Genomic DNA, 16,514 nt, shown 5'->3' on the forward strand with positions numbered 1-16,514 from the left:
TCGATACGCGGACATCGGCGCCATTTTTCGTGAAGAGGAAAAGACATATGAACAAGATCGTAGTAGCCGCCTTGGCATCGTGCATTGTGTCTAGCGCTGCCTGGGCTGAAGATCAGAAGCCCGAGAGCTTTCTGGTCGTTGAACTGGCCAACTCGGCGCAAATCTCAGATGGGGCTCTCACCTTAGACGGTGTGGATGGATCGGTTTTGGCCTTTTCTGATCGACCCTATCGCGACACGAAAACCTTGCCCTTGTCAGCGATGATCGACAATTGGTCAAAAGGCGAGAATGATCTGGCCTCTGACCCGCCCAACGCAGCATTGACTGGCATAGTAGATGGCGAAGAGGTCGGAGTGGTCCTGGAATTGAGCGGCCCAAAACAAACCGGCGAAAAATTGAGTTTTTCCGTTCAGCAGCTTGCCGGACCCGATGTGACCGAGCTTCAGAATGTTGCGTTGATGATCGATGACATCTGTATCAACGGGACGTCCTACTGCCTGATGACGGGAAGTATCAATGACCTTGGTGGGGGTGACTGATCCTAAGATTGCGCGCGTTAGCCCATCAACGCGCGCAATTTCGAGATTGCTGCATCCGATGTCTCGACCCAGGTGATCAATTCGATCAAAGATGTGTCTGCGAAGCCCTGACTGGTCATCTGTTCCAGAAGCATTTTCAGGGCGTCCCAATAACCGTCAACATTCACCACAACAATGGGTTTGTCGTGCAAGCCCAGCTGCCGCCATGTGAGTGCTTCGAATAACTCGTCCAGCGATCCGGGGCCGCCGGGTAGTACAACCACCGCGTCAGCGTTCATGATCATCACTTTCTTGCGCTCGTGCATAGTTTCGGTGATCACGAAATGGGTCAGGTCGGTCTTACCGACCTCGCGCTGAACCAGATGCACGGGTATGACCCCAAACGTCTCTCCGCCTGCAGTTTGAGCTGCGCGCGCAACCTCTCCCATCAGACCGACATCACCCGCGCCATAGACCAGCCGCCAGCCCTCGCGCGCAAGCAGAGTCCCAAGCGATTGGGCCGCGCTGGCATAGGCTTTGTTAGCGCCATCGCGTGACCCGCAATACACACAGACAGACTTCTGAGACATGAATTTGACGCTCCGGGGTTGTGTCAGAGGTTTTGACCCGTGATAGCGGGATTGATAAATTGGCTCAACTGTCCGCCTGAACACATTCAGAAACCATGTGTTTGTGCAGCGGGGTGAAAGGAAAACAATGGACGCCAAGTCGGGAAACGGAAGTTCGGGCAACTTCATTTGGGGGGTTGTTGCCGCAATAGTCGCGCTGTTGGGCTTGGGCGGGGCGTACCTGTCCGGTGCATTTGACAGCGCGCCGGACCAAGCGGATGCGCCTCAGGAACAAACGGCTGCTGCGCCTGCGCCCGAAGCATCAGAGCCGAGCGCACAGGCGGCGGACACCGAGACAAACGCTCCAACCGATGCGGAACCTGACACCGCGGCCGATATCGATGCGGATGGCGACGCAGAGAATCTCGCGCAAGAAGGGGCAGAAACACCTCAGATAACCGCTCCGGTTTTGGATCAGATTTTCGTCGAGAAAGATGGCAATGCACTCCTCTCGGGTGAGGCTGCGCCCGGGAGTGAGGTTCGGGTTTTGCTGGATGGTGAAGCCGTGCACAGCTTTACGGTCGACAATACCGGACAGTTTGCCGAATTTGTTTCGATCCCGTTCAGTGAGGTTGCGCGGGGATTGGTGTTGGAAACGTCTGATGGTGCGGTGACTGCCCAATCCGATGACTACCTGATTGCGGCCCTGCCGAAACCTGTTGAAGAAGAGCAGGTCGCCAGCGCCGATCCTTCCGTAACACCCGAGAATAACGAGGCTGACACTGCGGCCCCGTCTGATGCCTCTGACACCACAGACGCTGGGGAACAGCCACAGCAGCCTGCGGATACTGAGGTTGCTGAGGTTCCGGCTGAAAGCGCATCACAGGCTGAAGCCGCACCAGATGATCAACAAGTGGCCGTGCTGCGCTCGGGCGAAGAAGGGGTCGAACTGGTTCAATCTCCATCGACGGAGCCGACAGAGCCCGAGCAAGTGGAACTGGATACGATCGGCTATTCGGATACGGGTGATGTTCAGCTAACGGGTCGGGTCACCGAAGGTTCCGCTGTGCGCCTCTATCTGAACAACCGTCTGGTTGCGGGTGTTACGCCTGAGGCAGGCGGCAATTGGAGAGGTGAGTTGCAGGGGATTGAACCCGGTGTTTACACCCTGCGCGTTGATGAGGTCGGCACCGATGGTACCGTTGTCAGTCGCCTTGAGACGCCATTCAAGCGCGAGCCTGTCGAAGTTTTGCAAGCAGCAGACGCCGCGACAACCGCGGATGCAGCCGCTGAAACACCCCCTATCCGCCAGGTCACCGTGCAAAAAGGGGATACGTTGTGGGCGATTTCGCGGGAACGTTTTGGCGATGGCGTCCTTTATGTGCGCCTGTTCGATGCCAACCGCGATCTGATCCGTGATCCTGATCTGATCTATCCGGGGCAGATTTTCACGATCCCCGAATAAAAACTTCTGGCCCTTTGAGGGCCAGACGATATCTCTGACCGCAGATAAGGCACGTGATGAGACGGACGGCCCCAATGACTTCTGACGAATTGGCCGAGATCGACGAACGCCGCTCGGGCTGGCGAACGATCCGCAAGGTGACGCCGTATTTGTGGCCCGAGGATGAGCCTTGGGTGAAACGCCGGGTGGTGATTGCGATGGCCATGCTGGTGCTTGCCAAGCTGATCGCGGTCTATACGCCAATCCTGTACAAAGGGGCAGTCGATGCATTGGCCGGCGAAGGGGTGCCGCCCGTGGCGCTGGGCGCGGTCGGTTTGACCGTCGCCTATGGTGTCGCGCGGATGATGACAGTGGGATTTCAGCAGCTACGGGATGCAGCCTTTGCACCAGTGGGTCAGAGGGCCCTGCGCGCGCTGGCGCTAGAGACCTTCCAGCATATCCATCAGCTTTCGATGCGGTATCACGTCTCTCGTCGTACCGGTGGGCTAAGCCGGATTATCGAGCGTGGCGTAAAAGGGGTCGACTTTCTGCTGCGGTTCTTGTTGTTCTCAATCGGGCCGCTGATCTTGGAACTGTTGCTGATCGCCATCATCCTGATGTGGCTGTTTGACGTTTGGTATCTGGTCGTCGTGGCGGCGACGATCACGCTATATATCTGGTTCACCTTTGCGGTTACCGAATGGCGCGTGAAACTGCGGCGCGAAATGAACGATCAGGATACCGAAGCGAACCAGCGCGCCATCGACAGCCTGTTGAACTTCGAAACCGTCAAGTACTTCAATGCCGAAACGCGTGAGGCAGAACGATACGATGTCTCGATGAAAGCCTATGCCGGGGCGGCGTTGAAAACAGCCTATTCATTGGCGTTTCTGAATTTCGGCCAGTCCTTCCTGATCACCTGTGGACTGATCGGTGTCATGGTGTTGGCCGCCCTCGGGGTGCAAAACGGCTCACTCACCGTGGGCGATTTCGTGATGGTGAATGCCTACATGATCCAAATCACCGTTCCACTGAACTTTCTGGGCACAGTGTACCGCGAAATCCGGCAGTCTTTGGTTGATATGGGGCAGATGTTTGATCTGTTGGAACAGCCTGCCGAGGTTGAAGACAAGCCCGCGGCGCCCGACCTTCAGGTCAACGGCGGCGAGGTTACCCTAAAGGATGTGCGTTTCGGCTATGAGGCAGAACGCGAAATCCTCAAAGGTGTGTCCTTGACCGTCCCCGCAGGGCAGACAGTGGCCATTGTAGGCGCGACCGGATCAGGTAAGTCGACCATCGGGCGTTTGCTGTTTCGCTTTTACGACGTCACCGGCGGATCGCTGAAGATTGATGGTCAGGATGTGCGCGATGTGACGCAGGACAGCCTGCATGCCTCTATCGGTGTGGTGCCGCAGGATACTGTCCTGTTCAATGACACCATCCGTTACAACATCGCCTATGGACGGGACGGCGCGACGCAGGCCGATGTAGAAGAGGCCGCACGCGCAGCGCAGATACATGAGTTCATCACCTCTCTGCCCGAGGGGTACGATACCAAGGTTGGTGAGCGCGGGTTGAAACTGTCAGGCGGTGAGAAGCAGCGCGTTGGCATCGCCCGGACGCTGCTTAAGAACCCACCCATTCTGCTGCTGGACGAGGCGACCTCGGCACTGGATACTGATACCGAGCAAGAAATCAAGGATGCTCTGGCCCGCGCAGGTGAGGGGCGTACAGTGATCACCATCGCCCACAGGCTGAGCACGATTGCTGAGGCGGATCAGATCGTGGTTCTGGAAAGCGGTGAGATTATCGAACAGGGCACACATGATGCATTGTTGGCCCATGAGGGGCGTTATGCGCAGCTTTGGAGCCGCCAGCAATCAGATACTCAGGCAGCTTGAACTGATCTATTTTCAGCAGTTGTTCGAGGTGAAAAAAAAGGGCCGGTTGATCTGGCCCTTTTGATTTACTCCGCAGCTTTCAAGGGTGCACCGGGTGGTGCGTCTGGCGTTTTGTCCGCTGCTGCGGGTGGATTTGTCCAGACAAGCTCGGTTGCTTGCATGGCGCGCGCGCTGCGCCCGATGGCCATATCCTGCGCGATCTGGCTAGAGCGGCCTGCGGTGACGCGTGCCAGCAACTTGCCGAACCAGATCGCGTAGGTTGTCACCCAAACGCGCAGCGCCAGCATTGAGGGCGTGACAATCAACGTCAGAACCGTTGCGATGCCCAACCCGAAGACCACGGCAGTTGCCAGCTGCTTCCACCACAATGCGGTCGGGCTGTCGATTGTGTAGCCGCCATTGATGAAGTCCAGAGACAGGCCAAACATCATCGGCGTTAGACCGGCCATCGTGGTCAGCGTGGTCAGCAGAACTGGGCGAATCCGGGCTTCGGCCGTGCGAACAATCGCATCAATACGCGGCATATAGCGGCTGTATTCCTGATAGGTATCGATCAGAACAATGTTGTTGTTCACCACAATCCCCGCCAGCGCCACGATCCCGGTGCCGGTCATGATGATCGAGAAGGGTTGCTCCATCACCAGCATCCCGATCAGTACCCCGGTGGTGGACAGGACCACGGCCAGCAGAACCAGGATCGAGTTGTAGAAGCTGTTGAACTGAGCCAGCAGGATCACAAACATCAGACCCAACGCACCGGCAAAGGCATTCATCAGGAAGGCCCCGGATTCGGCTTGATCCTCCTGATCGCCGGTCCATTCCCAGCTGATCGCAGGGTCGAAGGGGCTGGTGTCCAGCCATTCGGTAAGAACAGCGATCCGCTCGTTCGGGTTGATCAGGCTGGTCCGCGCTTCACCATCGTCGATGGCTGTGCGCAGCTCGTCAATCGAAGCTGCACCCGTCAGCATCACCAGATCGAACCGCTTGCCATCCGGCATGGTCAGGGTTGATGCGGTAGGCTCTGTGCCGTCCTCGAGAGCGCGGACCACGGCCAGACGCTGTTCGGTGCCGTCACCGCCGTCTACAAACAGTTTGCTTAGGCCCGGTTCAACATCCGCTTTGACATCGTAGTAGCGCTCCTGATCAATGCGGTTGATCTCGGCCAGTTTGGGCACCGGTTGGCGCGTGACAAAGTTCGACAAGGGCACCAACCCGTCAGGGGTACGAACTTTCAAGGTGTCAAGCGTTGATAGCACCCGATCTTCCTCGGGCAGACGAACGCGGATTTCGATTTCTTCATCCGTGCTGTCAGGGCGCATCTCTCCCAGCAGAATGCCACGTGTGACCAGTTGAACCATCGCACCAACGGTCGCCACATCGGCGCCGAAACGGCCCGCTTTGGCAACATCCACATCGATCTGCCAGTCGATGCCAGGCAGGGGCAGGGTGTCTTCAACCTTTATCAGGCCGGGTGTCGTATCGAACTGCGCGCGTGCGGCGTCGGTGGCTGCGGTCAAGCTGTCCCAGTTGTCACCCTTGATCCGCAGATGCACAGGCTTGGCCGAGGCAGGGCCTTGTTCTAGCGCCGCAATTTCGACCACAAACCCCGGCAGTTCGGCCAGTTGAGCCCCCAGCTCTTCCAGGACAAAGTCGCCGTCATACTCGGGGGCCACGGAATGACGATCAAACAAGCCGCCCAGAATGGGCTCGTGTACATTGGGGCGATCTTCCCATGGGATGATTTCGAATTGGACGCGACCAACCGTATCTGCCGGAGCTTCGGCCCCTCCATTGTTCTGATTCAAGCCGCCTTCGCCCGCAAATGAAAACACGTTGATAACCGCTGGATGCGCGGCAATGACCTGTTCTGCTGCCAGCACCATGGCGTCTTTTTCATCAAGAGACAGATTCCCACGTGCACGTACATAGGCGGTGGCCTGTTCCGGTTCGCTTTCGACGAAAAACTCAACACCGCGATTGTTTTCTCCAAAGATCGACATCACTGTGATGACCGCAAAGACAACAGCGCCAATGGACACGATGGGCATGATCGGATTGCCCACGATGAATTTGATGACATAGCCAAAAGGCGTGTGCTCCTTGGCTGTATGAACCTTGGAATCAGGTGCGCGCTGGATCTTGGCCGCACCCAAGGCGACCGAGCCACTAAACGCCCCAATCATCATCAAAAACGCGCCGAGGATCCGCCCACCTGTGGGCGACAGGTAGTCGGGATTGACCATTTGCATGGCACCCAGAAACACAAGGTAAAAGGTTGGCAGAACCAGAACAGCCCGCAACCACCATGGCGTGCGTGCGCGTAGCCAGTTAGACGAACGGTCGAAGATACGGCTCAGCCGTCCCGACACGCCGCCCACCACGGGCAGATAGACCAGGGCAACGATCAGCGAGGCTGACAGGACAAAGATCAGCGTCACGGGCAGCATCTTCATGAACTCACCCGGTACACCCGGCCAGAACAGCATCGGCAGGAAGGCACAGAGCGTTGTGGCCGTTGAGGACACGATGGGCCAGAACATCCGCTGGGCGGCCTCGACATAGGCATGCATAGGCCCTACGCCTTCCTTGATGCGCTTATCAGCGTATTCGACCACTACGATGGCCCCGTCGACCAGCATCCCAACCGCCAGGATCAAGCCGAACATAACCATGTTCGAAATCGTCACACCCATGGCGGCGAGAAAGGCAAAGCACAGCAGGAACGAGGTCGGAATCGCAAAACCCACCAGCAGGGCGGCACGGGTGCCTAGCGAGGCCAGAACCACGATCATCACCAGCGCAATCGCCGTCAGAACCGAGCCTTCCAGCTGGCTGACCATGGAACCGACGATCCGACTCTGGTCGTTCGACGTGCCTACATCGACTGCAGCTTGCAGTTCAGGCGGCCATTTGCTTTGCGCTTCGGCCACTGTGGCTTTGACCTGTTCGACCGTGTCGATAAGGTTGAACCCTTTGCGTTTGACCACCTGCAAGGCAACAGTTGGCACATTGTCAAAACGGGCCGTGCCTTCGCGGTCTTCAAAGGTATAGTTGATCTCGGCCAGCTCTCCCAACGTGATTACCCGGTCACCATTGACCTTGATCGGAAGGCCATACACGTCCCCTGGGGCTTTAAATGATGAAGGGATTTTGACTGAGAATGTGCCCTGTGCAGTATCAACTTCACCGGCTGCGATCAATTGGTTGTTGTTGCGAACAACATCAATCAACTCAGCTGCAGTGACGTTGTAGGCTTCGAGCCTTAACGGATCGATTATGACTTCCAGTAGCTCGTCCCGATTGCCGGCGATCCCGGCCTCAAGCACTGAATCCAGTGCCTCCAGCTCATCCTGCAGGTCTTTGGCGACGCGCGCCATCGTGCGTTCCGGCACCGCGCCGGTCAAGTTGACGATGACGACGGGAAATTCCGAGAAGTTGACCTCGGTAATCGTATATTGTTCGGCCCCATCGGGGAAATCCGCCTGCGCACTGTTCATCGCATCGCGCACATCTGCGATGGTAGCGGATTTGTCCCAGCCGAACTCAAACTCCAGGAGGATGCCCGCGTAGCCCTCGGCGGCGGTGGCGGTCATCGAGTCCAGCCCGTCGAGATCGGCCATCTCGGTTTCCATTGGTCTGATCAGCAGGCTCTCACTGTCCTCTGCTGAGATGCCCGGAAACTGGGTAGAGACAAAGAGCATCGGGATGTCGATATCCGGCTCGCCTTCTTTCGGCAGGTTCACATAGGCTAAGCCGCCGATGACCAGCGAGATGGCGATAAAGGCCAGAACCATTCGGGCCCGATCAGCGGCCCATGCGACAACACCTGTCATTGCGACGCTTCCTGATAGGTTGGGGCGACAGTGACGCCCCGGATCACGAACTCCTGTCCGACAACGATAATATCAACGGTTTCTGCCAATCCGCCAACCCAAACGCCCTCAGCCGTGTCGCGCAGCACGCGGATGGGTGCAAAATCGACAATATTCCCCGCTCCGACTGTCCGAACGCCCAATTGGCCCTCGTTATTCAGCGTCAATGCTGACTGAGGCAGCAAATGTGCCTTGGCCCCTTCGGCGGCAATGCGAATCGTGGCGGTTTGTCCATCGCGGATGGTCAGGTCCGCGTTGGGCACGGTGATTTCCACCTCGAAGGTGCGGGTGGTTTCATCCGCTGAACGGCTAAGGAATGTCACGCGACCTTCAACCTGTCGGCCCGTGACCAGCTGTGCAGATGCTTCAGCACCGACTTGCACGCGATTGACCTCGGTCTCGGGCACAAATCCGACCAACTTGATCGGGTCCAGCTGAATTACCGTGGCACAAAGAGAGCCAGGCTGCATCAAGCTGCCAAGTTCCGCCGTGTCGCTTTCTAGCAGACCTCGGAACGGGGCGTCTATGGTCAGGCGGTTGATCTCACGCTGAGCGGCCTCAACTTCGGCAGCAGCAGCTTCGATCCCTGCACGGGTGGCTTCCAACCCGGCTTCCGCAGACTTGATGCCCGCTTCGGCGCTGCTCATCGCAGCTTCGCTTGAGATCCGGCGGGTTTCTGAACCGAACCCGGTTTCCGACAGTTTCCGGGCTGCAGTCAGGTTGATCTCGGCTTCGGCGACAAGGGCGTGAGCCTCTTCCAGGCGCGCTTCGGATTCAGGGATACGGCTTTCCGCTTCCAGCTTCCGGGCCATCGCCTCGGCCAAGCTGGCGGGACGGCTGCCGGGATCAAGTTCGCACAGCAGATCGCCGCTTTCGACAAAGGCGCCGCGCCGCTTGGGTTCTGACACAACGGTCGATGTGGTTTCGGCCAGCACTTCGACCTGACGGTTCGCTTGTGTTTCGCCGCGCAACAGAACGGCGCTGTCGATCTCGCGCGCTTGTGAGCGAATAGCCACCACGCGCACCGCGTCTTCGGCTGCGGCGTCCGGGTTTTCACCCTCAGCGGCGGCAGGCGCATCCGCGTCGTCGCGCCCGGCAAATGCAAATAGCGAGTCGCGCTCAAAAACCAGAAAATACAAAGCAACAATCACCAGAAGGGCGTTGATGAATGAAATCAACCGCATAAAGTGGTACTCCCAGAGTTCCGTATCAGAAAATATCTGACATTCATGCCTGTAGATGGGGTTCGGCATGTGGATTTTCTACGCTGAACTGAATAGTTCGGTTCACTTTTTTTCGCAAGGGCGGACTCTGGCATCATGATCGTGCGAAATCCGGCTCTTGGCTTGGCCGTGGCGGCGGGGTATGACATGGCGCACGAATGCAAGACAGAACAGCCCGGGGGCAGGGATGAGCGATACCGACAGTTTCATCGATGAGGTCACAGAAGAGGTCCGGCGCGACCGGATGTACCTGCTGTTGCGCCGCTGGGGCTGGGTCGGTGTTGTTGCTGTCATCCTGATCGTAGGTGGCGCGGCCTTCAATGAGGTGCGCAAAGCGCGCGAAACAGCACGAGCACAATCGCTCGGGGATGAGATTCTCGCGGCATTGTCCGAGAATGATTCCGCGGCGCGGGCTGCTGGCTTGCAAGGGATTGAGACACAATCTGCGGGTGGTGAGGCGGTTCTGAACATGTTGCTGTCCGCGTCGCAGATCGAAGCCGGCTCGGAGCCGGATGCAGTAGCCAGCCTGAATGCAATCGCTGTGCAGGGGGATCTGCCGGAAATCTATCGCGCGATTGCAAGCTTCAAAGCGCTTTTGCTGCAGACAGATACGATGCCAGTTGCAGATCGGCGCTTGCAGTTTGAGGCGCTGGCCGCCCCTGGTGCACCGCTGCGCCTGCTGGCGGAAGAGCAATTGGCGCTCATCGACATTTCCGAAGGCAATGTGGATGCGGCCCTGGATCGTCTGCAAGCGCTGCGACAGGATGCCGAGATCGGGATCGATATGCAGCAGCGTGCCGCGCAACTGATCACCGCTTTGGGTGGCGAGCCGGACCCGTTAGTGGCACAACAAGGCTAAGCTGACGGGAAGATAAAGGACAGGCGAGTTCGGATTGATATGGTAACAAATGTATTCTCCCGCATGGGGCTGCCCGCTGCGGCGATTGCCCTGACCACGTTGGCTGCCTGCCAAGAGCCCGAGGTTATCCTGCCCGGCGCACGCGAAGACATCCGGCCCGCATCCGATACCGAGACTGTCGAAACGCAAGGGTCGCAGCCCATCAGCCTGCCGGCGCAAACTGCGAATAGCAACTGGTCACAAAGCCCAGGTACGCCTGCCTTCAGAACAACCCATGCCGCATTGCGGGCCGCGCCGCAGCGGGTGTGGTCGGCTTCGATCGGTGCAGGCGACTCGCGCAAGCAGCGCATCACTGCCGAGCCCGTTGTCGCCGGTGGCCTGATTTATACGCTTGACGCGGCCAGCACCGTTTCGGCGGTGACGCCTCAGGGGCAGGTTGCTTGGACCGCAGATCTTATCCCTGCCACGGACAAAGACGGTGATGCCACAGGTGGTGGCATGGCCTATGCGGATGGGGTTCTTTATGTGTCATCGGGTTTTGGCCGTCTGACCGCGTTGGACGCCAAAAGTGGTGCCGTTCGCTGGCAGAATCGCCTGAACGCAACAGGCAGTGGTTCGCCCTTGGTTTCAGATGGGCTTTTGTATCTGGTCGCGGGCGACGAAACCGGCTGGGCCATCACAACCAAGGATGGGCGCATCGCCTGGCAAATCGAAGGCACCCCGAGCGTCGGCAATGTCCTGGGTGCGCCTGCGCCGGTCATTGCTTCGGACCTTTCGGTATTTGCGTTCGGATCAGGGGACATCGCGGCCACCTTCCGTCGTGGTGGGATCCGCCGTTGGAACGCCTCGGTCGCTGGTGGGCGTCGGGGGCGGGCCGCCGCTCAGATCGTGGATGTCACGGGTTCCCCCATGGTGGTCGGCGATACGATCTACATCGGAAATCACTCGGGCCGCACCGTTGCGTTTGACGCCGCATCGGGTGAGCGAAATTGGACCGCAGATGAAGGCGCGGTCGATACGGTTTGGCCTGCAGGTAACAGCATTTTCCTGATCAGTGATCGCAGCCAGCTGGTACGCCTGAGTGCTGCTGACGGGTCCGTCATCTGGGCGCAAGACCTACCGGGTTTTGTAAAAGATCGACCAGGACGGCGCGGGCCGATTGTGGCCCACTATGGCCCGATTTTGGCGGGTGGGCGTCTTGTGGTGGCGTCCAATGATGGCTATCTGCGCTTCTTCAGTCCGGTTGACGGATCGCTGATTAATCAGCTCGAGGTGCCGGGTGGTGCAACAACAACGCCTGTTGTGGCCAACCAGACATTGTATGTTGTCTCGACTAAGGGTGATCTACACGCTTTCCGTTGACCCAAAGATACGCTAAAGGGCGCATCTTGAGTCTTGAAAGTTGAGAACATGTCACTGACCCTCGCCATCGTGGGGCGCCCAAATGTGGGCAAATCCACCCTGTTCAACCGCCTTGTTGGCAAACGTCTGGCCTTGGTCGATGACCAGCCCGGCGTGACGCGCGACCTGCGCGAAGGCGAAGGGCGGCTGGGCGATCTGCGGTTCACCGTGATTGATACGGCGGGTCTTGAGGATGCGACCGATGACAGCCTTCAGGGCAGAATGCGCCGTTTGACCGAACGTGCGGTGGATATGGCCGATGTGTGCCTGTTCATGATAGACGCGCGCACCGGGCTGACCCCAACCGATGAAATGTTTGCGGAGATCCTGCGCAAACGCTCAAAACACGTGATTTTGGCTGCCAACAAAGCCGAAGGCTCGGCGGCGGATGCGGGTGTGTTGGAAGCATACAATCTGGGCCTAGGTGAGCCAGTGCGCCTATCAGGAGAGCATGGCGAGGGGATGACAGACCTTTATGCCCAGCTGATGCCTTTGGCAGATGCGGCTGAGGAAAAGGCCGAGGATGACGCGCCCATCGTCGACATTGAGCTTGATGAGGAAGGCGAGGGCGAAACACCTCTGATCACCGCAGCCAAGCCCTTGCAGGTTGCCGTCGTAGGTCGCCCGAATGCTGGTAAATCCACCCTGATCAATAAGATCATCGGTGAAGATCGCCTGCTGACCGGCCCCGAAGCCGGGATTACCCGCGACGCGATCAGCCTGCGGATCGACTGGGCCGATCCCGATGGCGACAGCACTCCTATGCGGATTTTCGACACGGCGGGGATGCGCAAAAAGGCCAAGGTTCAGGAAAAGCTTGAAAAACTCTCGGTGTCAGATGGTCTGCGCGCGGTGAAGTTTGCCGAAGTTGTCGTCGTCCTGCTGGATGCGGCCATTCCATTCGAGCAGCAGGACCTGCGCATCGCAGACCTTGCTGAGCGCGAAGGGCGCGCCGTAGTCGTTGCTGTCAACAAATGGGATATCGAAGAGGACAAGCAGGAAAAACTGCGCGGTCTCAAGGAGTCCTTTGAGCGTTTGCTGCCGCAACTGCGCGGTGCACCCCTGATCACCGTATCGGCGAAGACGGGTCGCGGGCTTGAACGCTTGCGTGCAGCGATCCTGCGTGCACATGACGTCTGGAATCGCCGCGTGCCCACAGCTGCGTTGAACCGCTGGTTGACCGCAATGCTGGAACAGCACCCACCGCCAGCACCCCAAGGGCGTCGGATCAAACTGCGCTACATGACCCAGGCCAAAACCCGCCCGCCGGGGTTTGTGGTGATGTGTTCACATCCCGACAAGATGCCCGCCAGCTACACCCGCTATCTGGTGAATGGTTTGCGCGAAGATTTTGACATGCCCGGCACGCCGATCCGCCTGACCCTGCGCGGTCAGGGCGACAAGAACCCGTATAAGGGACGGCGCAAGAAAAATGCCGGTGCTTTGGCCAAGCATCTCAAGGGTAAGGCGTAACTGCGCCAATTTTCAGCGTTTTTAGCCTCGGGGCGTGACAGCGCCTTTTCCCCGCGCTAGCATTCGTCTGCGTGCATATGTTTCTATGCGCGCTGCTTGTACGCGGGCAATCCGCGCTTATTTTTGGTTCAAATTTAACCAAGCCTCGTGGGGAGCGCATTGGATGGATCTTAGGGAATATACAAGACAATACGCAGTTCAGGATAACAGGCTGGCAGCGCTAAGCTATTTTGGAACCTTTGCTGTGTATTTTGTATCGCTGGCTCTCGCGATCGCGTTTGTGGATCGCTGGTATATCATGGTTCCGGCTGGCATCGTTTTTGCGTTCTCAGCCGTACGCCTTTACGTGTTGCAACACGATTGTGGGCACCATTCGCTGTTTGAGACACGGCAACAGAATGAATGGGCGGGGCATGGGTTGTCGCCGTTTACCTTCGCGCCGTTCGAGGTGATGAAGCAGAACCACAACTTGCATCATTCGGGGATCGGCAATCTGGAACACCGTGAAACCGGTGAAATCCACACCATGACCCTGCGGGAGTGGTCTGAAGCAGACTGGAAGAAACGCCTGTTCTACCGCCTGTATCGCAACCCGTTCATTCTTGTGCCCATTGGGGCGTTGTTCACCTATTTCATCCGCTATCGCTGGCCCAAGAACACGGTCCGGTTCGGCGTTGCTGGTGTTCTTTTGCACAACCTGTCGATCATCGTGTTTCTGGGGTTGCTCTGGCTGATCGCGGGGACAACGGGCATTCTGGTCTGGCTTGTGTTTTCGTTTATCGGAGGAATGCTGGGTGTGTTCCTTGTCTATCTTCAGCACAACTTCGAAGACACCTATTGGGACAGGCGGCCTGATCTCGATCCTAAAATCGCAGCGCTACAGGGATCTTCGGCTTTGGACTTTGGATGGTGGTTTGATAATGCGGTGGCCTGTATCACCCTGCACGATATCCACCATTTCAATGCCCGCATCCCGTCTTACAGGCTGCGCGCCTGTCATTATAATCTGCCGCCCGAATACACCCCGCGCCGGATCAAGTTTCCCGAGGCTGTGGCGGCGCTGAACCTCAAACTTTGGGACGAAGATGCAAAGCGTCTGGTGCCTTTTCCGAAAAAGGGGCGCACGGCCAATTTGGCCCATAGCAGTTAAGATCGCAGCAAGTGACCCTCGTGACTTGAAGACCTGTATATTTAATGTATATACGTAAATGCAGGGAATGATAGAAAGGACCAATAATGACCGCAGTGACCAACGTAAAAGGTGTGGGAGACGTGCTCGCCACAGCTTTGGCCGCCAATGGCTTTAAGACAGCAGAAGCCATGGCAAAGGCCAAGCCCGAAGATTTGGTCAAGGTTCCCAGAATTGGTCTGGCGCGCGCGGCCGTTCTGATCGCTGCCGCCAAAGAAGCAATCGCCGCGAAACCCGCCGCCGCGAAACGCGCCCCGGCAACGCGACGTGCTACCACACGCAAACCGGCAGCCCGCAAACCCGCGACCCGCACGACCACTGCGCGCAAAACAGTCGCAGCCGCTGCGGCCGAAAAACGTGCGGAAGAAGCTGCGAAGAAAGCTGCTGCAGAGAAAGCCGCTGCCGAAGCCGCCGAGGCGAAGGCTAAGAAAAAGGCCAAAGCCAAAGCAAAGGCTGAGAAGGCTGCCAAGAAACGCGCCGAGATGGAGGCCGCGTTTTCGAAAGCCAAGGACAAGGTGAAGGCCAAGTCTAAAAAGGACAAGAAGTCCAAGAAGAACGACAAGAAAAAAGATGCTGGCAAGAAAGACAGCAAGAAGAAAGACAAGAAAAAGGATAAGAAAAAGGCGAAGAAGTAACCTATCTTCGCCCCATAGTATGAAAAGCCAGCGCTGATCGAAGCGCCGGTTTTCTTATGTAAGTGTACCGTCTGTTTGAAGCGTCAGCTTACCGACCAGATAGGGGCTCAGTACCTCGGGCAGGGTCACGGTACCATCTTCGTTCTGACCGTTTTCAAGCACTGCGATCAGGCAGCGGCCCACAGCCAGACCCGAGCCATTCAGGCTGTGCACATATTCCGGCTTGCCGCCGCCTTCGGGGCGGAAGCGGGCGTTCATGCGGCGGGCCTGAAAATCACCGGTGGTCGAGACCGAGCTGATTTCGCGATAGGTATTTTGACCCGGCAACCAGGCCTCGATATCAAAGGTGCGGCGCGCGCCAAAGCCCATGTCGCCCGTGCACAGAACGACGGTGCGATAGGGGATGCCCAGCTGTTCCAGCAAGTCCTCGGCACAGCGCAGCATGCGTTTTTGTTCCTCATCCGATTTGTCGGGATGCGTGATCGAGACCATCTCGACCTTTTCGAACTGGTGCTGTCGCAGCATTCCGGCGGTGTCTTTGCCCGCGCTGCCAGCCTCGGACCGGAAGCAGGCGGTGTGGGCCGTCATGCGGATGGGCAGGGCGGATTCGTCCAGGATGTCACCGGCCACCGAATAGGTCAGCGTTACCTCGGAGGTGGGGATCAGCCACCAGCCATTGGTGGTTTGATAGCTGTCATCTCCGAACTTCGGCAGCTTGTCTGTGCCGTACATCGCCTCATCCCGAACCAGAACGGGCGTTTGCATTTCGGTCAGACCATTCTTGTCGATATGGGTGTCCAGCATGAACTGGGCCAGTGCCCGGTGAATGCGCGCAACGCCTTTTGACAGGTTTACAAAGCGGCTACCGCTGGTCTTGGCGGCGGTTTCAAAATCCATCGCTGCGGCAACGGCGGGGATGTCGTAATGCTCCTTCGGGTCAAACTCGAAGTTGCGCGGGTTTCCCCAACGGGTCACCTCGACATTGTCATCCTCATCCGCACCCTGTGGTACGTCGTCAGCGGGCAGGTTTGCAATGCGGGCCAGTTGGTCGGTCAGCAGGGCATCAAGGTCCTTGGCCTCGTTTTGCATCTGGGCGATTTCGGCCTTTTTCTGCGCCACAAGCGCGCGCAGGCGTTCGAACTCGGCTTCATCCCCGCGACCCTTGGCAGCGCCGACCTCTTTGCTGGCCTTGTTCTGTTCGGCCTGCGCCGTCTCTGCGGCTAGAATCTTGGCCCGGCGGCTTTCATCCAGCCGCAACAAATCTGACGACACCGGCGCGTCCCCACGGCGCGCAAGGGCGGCGTCGAAAGCGGCGGGGTTTTCGCGTATAGCGCGGATGTCGTGCATGGTTCAGATCCTTACTGCGTGAATCACTAAAGCCGCTTATGCACCATATGGCGGCAAGGGTGTAGCACCGGTTAAGCGATTTC

At 58.0% G+C, this 16,514-nt stretch carries 12 protein-coding genes; 8 read left to right on the top strand and 4 right to left on the bottom strand.

The window, feature by feature from the left end:
• Positions 1–47 precede the first annotated feature (47 nt).
• Positions 48–539: a hypothetical protein gene (locus ACR0EL_RS00935; protein ID WP_480497428.1), complete on the top strand. Its 492-nt coding sequence runs from the start codon at positions 48–50 to the stop codon at positions 537–539.
• A 17-nt stretch (positions 540–556) separates the two neighbouring features.
• On the opposite strand, the gene ACR0EL_RS00940 is transcribed toward ACR0EL_RS00935, so the two are convergent.
• Positions 557–1,108 (bottom strand): LOG family protein, encoded by a 552-nt coding sequence (locus ACR0EL_RS00940; RefSeq protein ID WP_480497430.1) that lies wholly within the window; start codon positions 1,106–1,108, stop codon positions 557–559.
• A 127-nt stretch (positions 1,109–1,235) separates the two neighbouring features.
• Between ACR0EL_RS00940 and ACR0EL_RS00945 the strand changes: the two genes are divergently transcribed.
• Entirely contained in the window at positions 1,236–2,552 is a 1,317-nt protein-coding gene (locus ACR0EL_RS00945) for a LysM peptidoglycan-binding domain-containing protein (RefSeq protein WP_480497432.1), read from the top strand.
• 74 nt (positions 2,553–2,626) lie between these two features.
• Positions 2,627–4,432 (top strand): ABCB family ABC transporter ATP-binding protein/permease, encoded by a 1,806-nt coding sequence (locus ACR0EL_RS00950; RefSeq protein WP_480497434.1) that lies wholly within the window; start codon positions 2,627–2,629, stop codon positions 4,430–4,432.
• 65 nt (positions 4,433–4,497) lie between these two features.
• Here the strand turns inward: ACR0EL_RS00950 and ACR0EL_RS00955 are convergent, their stop codons facing one another.
• Both ACR0EL_RS00955 and ACR0EL_RS00960 read right to left on the bottom strand, forming a co-directional pair.
• Complete coding sequence (locus ACR0EL_RS00955) at positions 4,498–8,265, bottom strand: efflux RND transporter permease subunit (protein ID WP_480497436.1); 3,768 nt, start codon at positions 8,263–8,265, stop codon at positions 4,498–4,500.
• Positions 8,262–9,488, bottom strand: coding sequence for an efflux RND transporter periplasmic adaptor subunit (locus ACR0EL_RS00960; protein ID WP_353006353.1), 1,227 nt, complete (start codon positions 9,486–9,488; stop codon positions 8,262–8,264). Before ACR0EL_RS00960 ends, ACR0EL_RS00955 begins: the two co-directional genes overlap by 4 nt.
• A gap of 226 nt (positions 9,489–9,714) precedes the next feature.
• On the opposite strand from ACR0EL_RS00960, the gene ACR0EL_RS00965 reads away from it, so the two are divergent.
• From ACR0EL_RS00965 to ACR0EL_RS00985, 5 genes are all read left to right on the top strand, one after another.
• A complete protein-coding gene (locus tag ACR0EL_RS00965; RefSeq protein ID WP_353006355.1) occupies positions 9,715–10,386 on the top strand; it encodes a hypothetical protein in 672 nt (223 codons plus the stop codon).
• Positions 10,387–10,425: 39 nt separating this feature from the next.
• Positions 10,426–11,748 carry a PQQ-like beta-propeller repeat protein gene (locus ACR0EL_RS00970; RefSeq protein ID WP_480497439.1) on the top strand — a complete coding sequence of 441 codons (1,323 nt, stop codon included), beginning with the start codon at positions 10,426–10,428 and terminating at the stop codon, positions 11,746–11,748.
• Positions 11,749–11,796: 48 nt separating this feature from the next.
• A complete protein-coding gene (gene der, locus ACR0EL_RS00975) occupies positions 11,797–13,260 on the top strand; it encodes a ribosome biogenesis GTPase Der (protein ID WP_480497441.1) in 1,464 nt (487 codons plus the stop codon).
• A gap of 163 nt (positions 13,261–13,423) precedes the next feature.
• Positions 13,424–14,410 (top strand): fatty acid desaturase, encoded by a 987-nt coding sequence (locus ACR0EL_RS00980; RefSeq protein WP_480497443.1) that lies wholly within the window; start codon positions 13,424–13,426, stop codon positions 14,408–14,410.
• Positions 14,411–14,496: 86 nt separating this feature from the next.
• Positions 14,497–15,084, top strand: coding sequence for a helix-hairpin-helix domain-containing protein (locus ACR0EL_RS00985; protein WP_480497445.1), 588 nt, complete (start codon positions 14,497–14,499; stop codon positions 15,082–15,084).
• A gap of 54 nt (positions 15,085–15,138) precedes the next feature.
• Here ACR0EL_RS00985 and serS read toward each other — a convergent pair whose 3' ends face one another.
• On the bottom strand, positions 15,139–16,431 hold the full coding sequence (gene serS / locus ACR0EL_RS00990; protein ID WP_480497447.1) for a serine--tRNA ligase: 1,293 nt from the start codon (positions 16,429–16,431) through the stop codon (positions 15,139–15,141).
• Between the last annotated feature and the right edge of the window lie 83 nt (positions 16,432–16,514).

It is taken from the genome of Ruegeria sp. AH12, from assembly GCF_056541465.1.

Bases quoted from the DNA above. Each gene is read 5' to 3' on its own strand.
- ACR0EL_RS00935 (WP_480497428.1), top strand. From the start codon at position 48: ATGAACAAGATCGTAGTAGCCGCCTTGGCATCGTGCATTGTGTCTAGC.
- serS (WP_480497447.1), bottom strand. From the start codon at position 16,431: ATGCACGACATCCGCGCTATACGCGAAAACCCCGCCGCTTTCGACGCC.
- ACR0EL_RS00965 (WP_353006355.1), top strand. From the start codon at position 9,715: ATGAGCGATACCGACAGTTTCATCGATGAGGTCACAGAAGAGGTCCGG.
- ACR0EL_RS00955 (WP_480497436.1), bottom strand. From the start codon at position 8,265: ATGACAGGTGTTGTCGCATGGGCCGCTGATCGGGCCCGAATGGTTCTG.
- ACR0EL_RS00985 (WP_480497445.1), top strand. From the start codon at position 14,497: ATGACCGCAGTGACCAACGTAAAAGGTGTGGGAGACGTGCTCGCCACA.
- ACR0EL_RS00970 (WP_480497439.1), top strand. From the start codon at position 10,426: ATGGTAACAAATGTATTCTCCCGCATGGGGCTGCCCGCTGCGGCGATT.
- der (WP_480497441.1), top strand. From the start codon at position 11,797: ATGTCACTGACCCTCGCCATCGTGGGGCGCCCAAATGTGGGCAAATCC.
- ACR0EL_RS00940 (WP_480497430.1), bottom strand. From the start codon at position 1,108: ATGTCTCAGAAGTCTGTCTGTGTGTATTGCGGGTCACGCGATGGCGCT.
- ACR0EL_RS00950 (WP_480497434.1), top strand. From the start codon at position 2,627: ATGACTTCTGACGAATTGGCCGAGATCGACGAACGCCGCTCGGGCTGG.
- ACR0EL_RS00960 (WP_353006353.1), bottom strand. From the start codon at position 9,488: ATGCGGTTGATTTCATTCATCAACGCCCTTCTGGTGATTGTTGCTTTG.
- ACR0EL_RS00980 (WP_480497443.1), top strand. From the start codon at position 13,424: ATGGATCTTAGGGAATATACAAGACAATACGCAGTTCAGGATAACAGG.
- ACR0EL_RS00945 (WP_480497432.1), top strand. From the start codon at position 1,236: ATGGACGCCAAGTCGGGAAACGGAAGTTCGGGCAACTTCATTTGGGGG.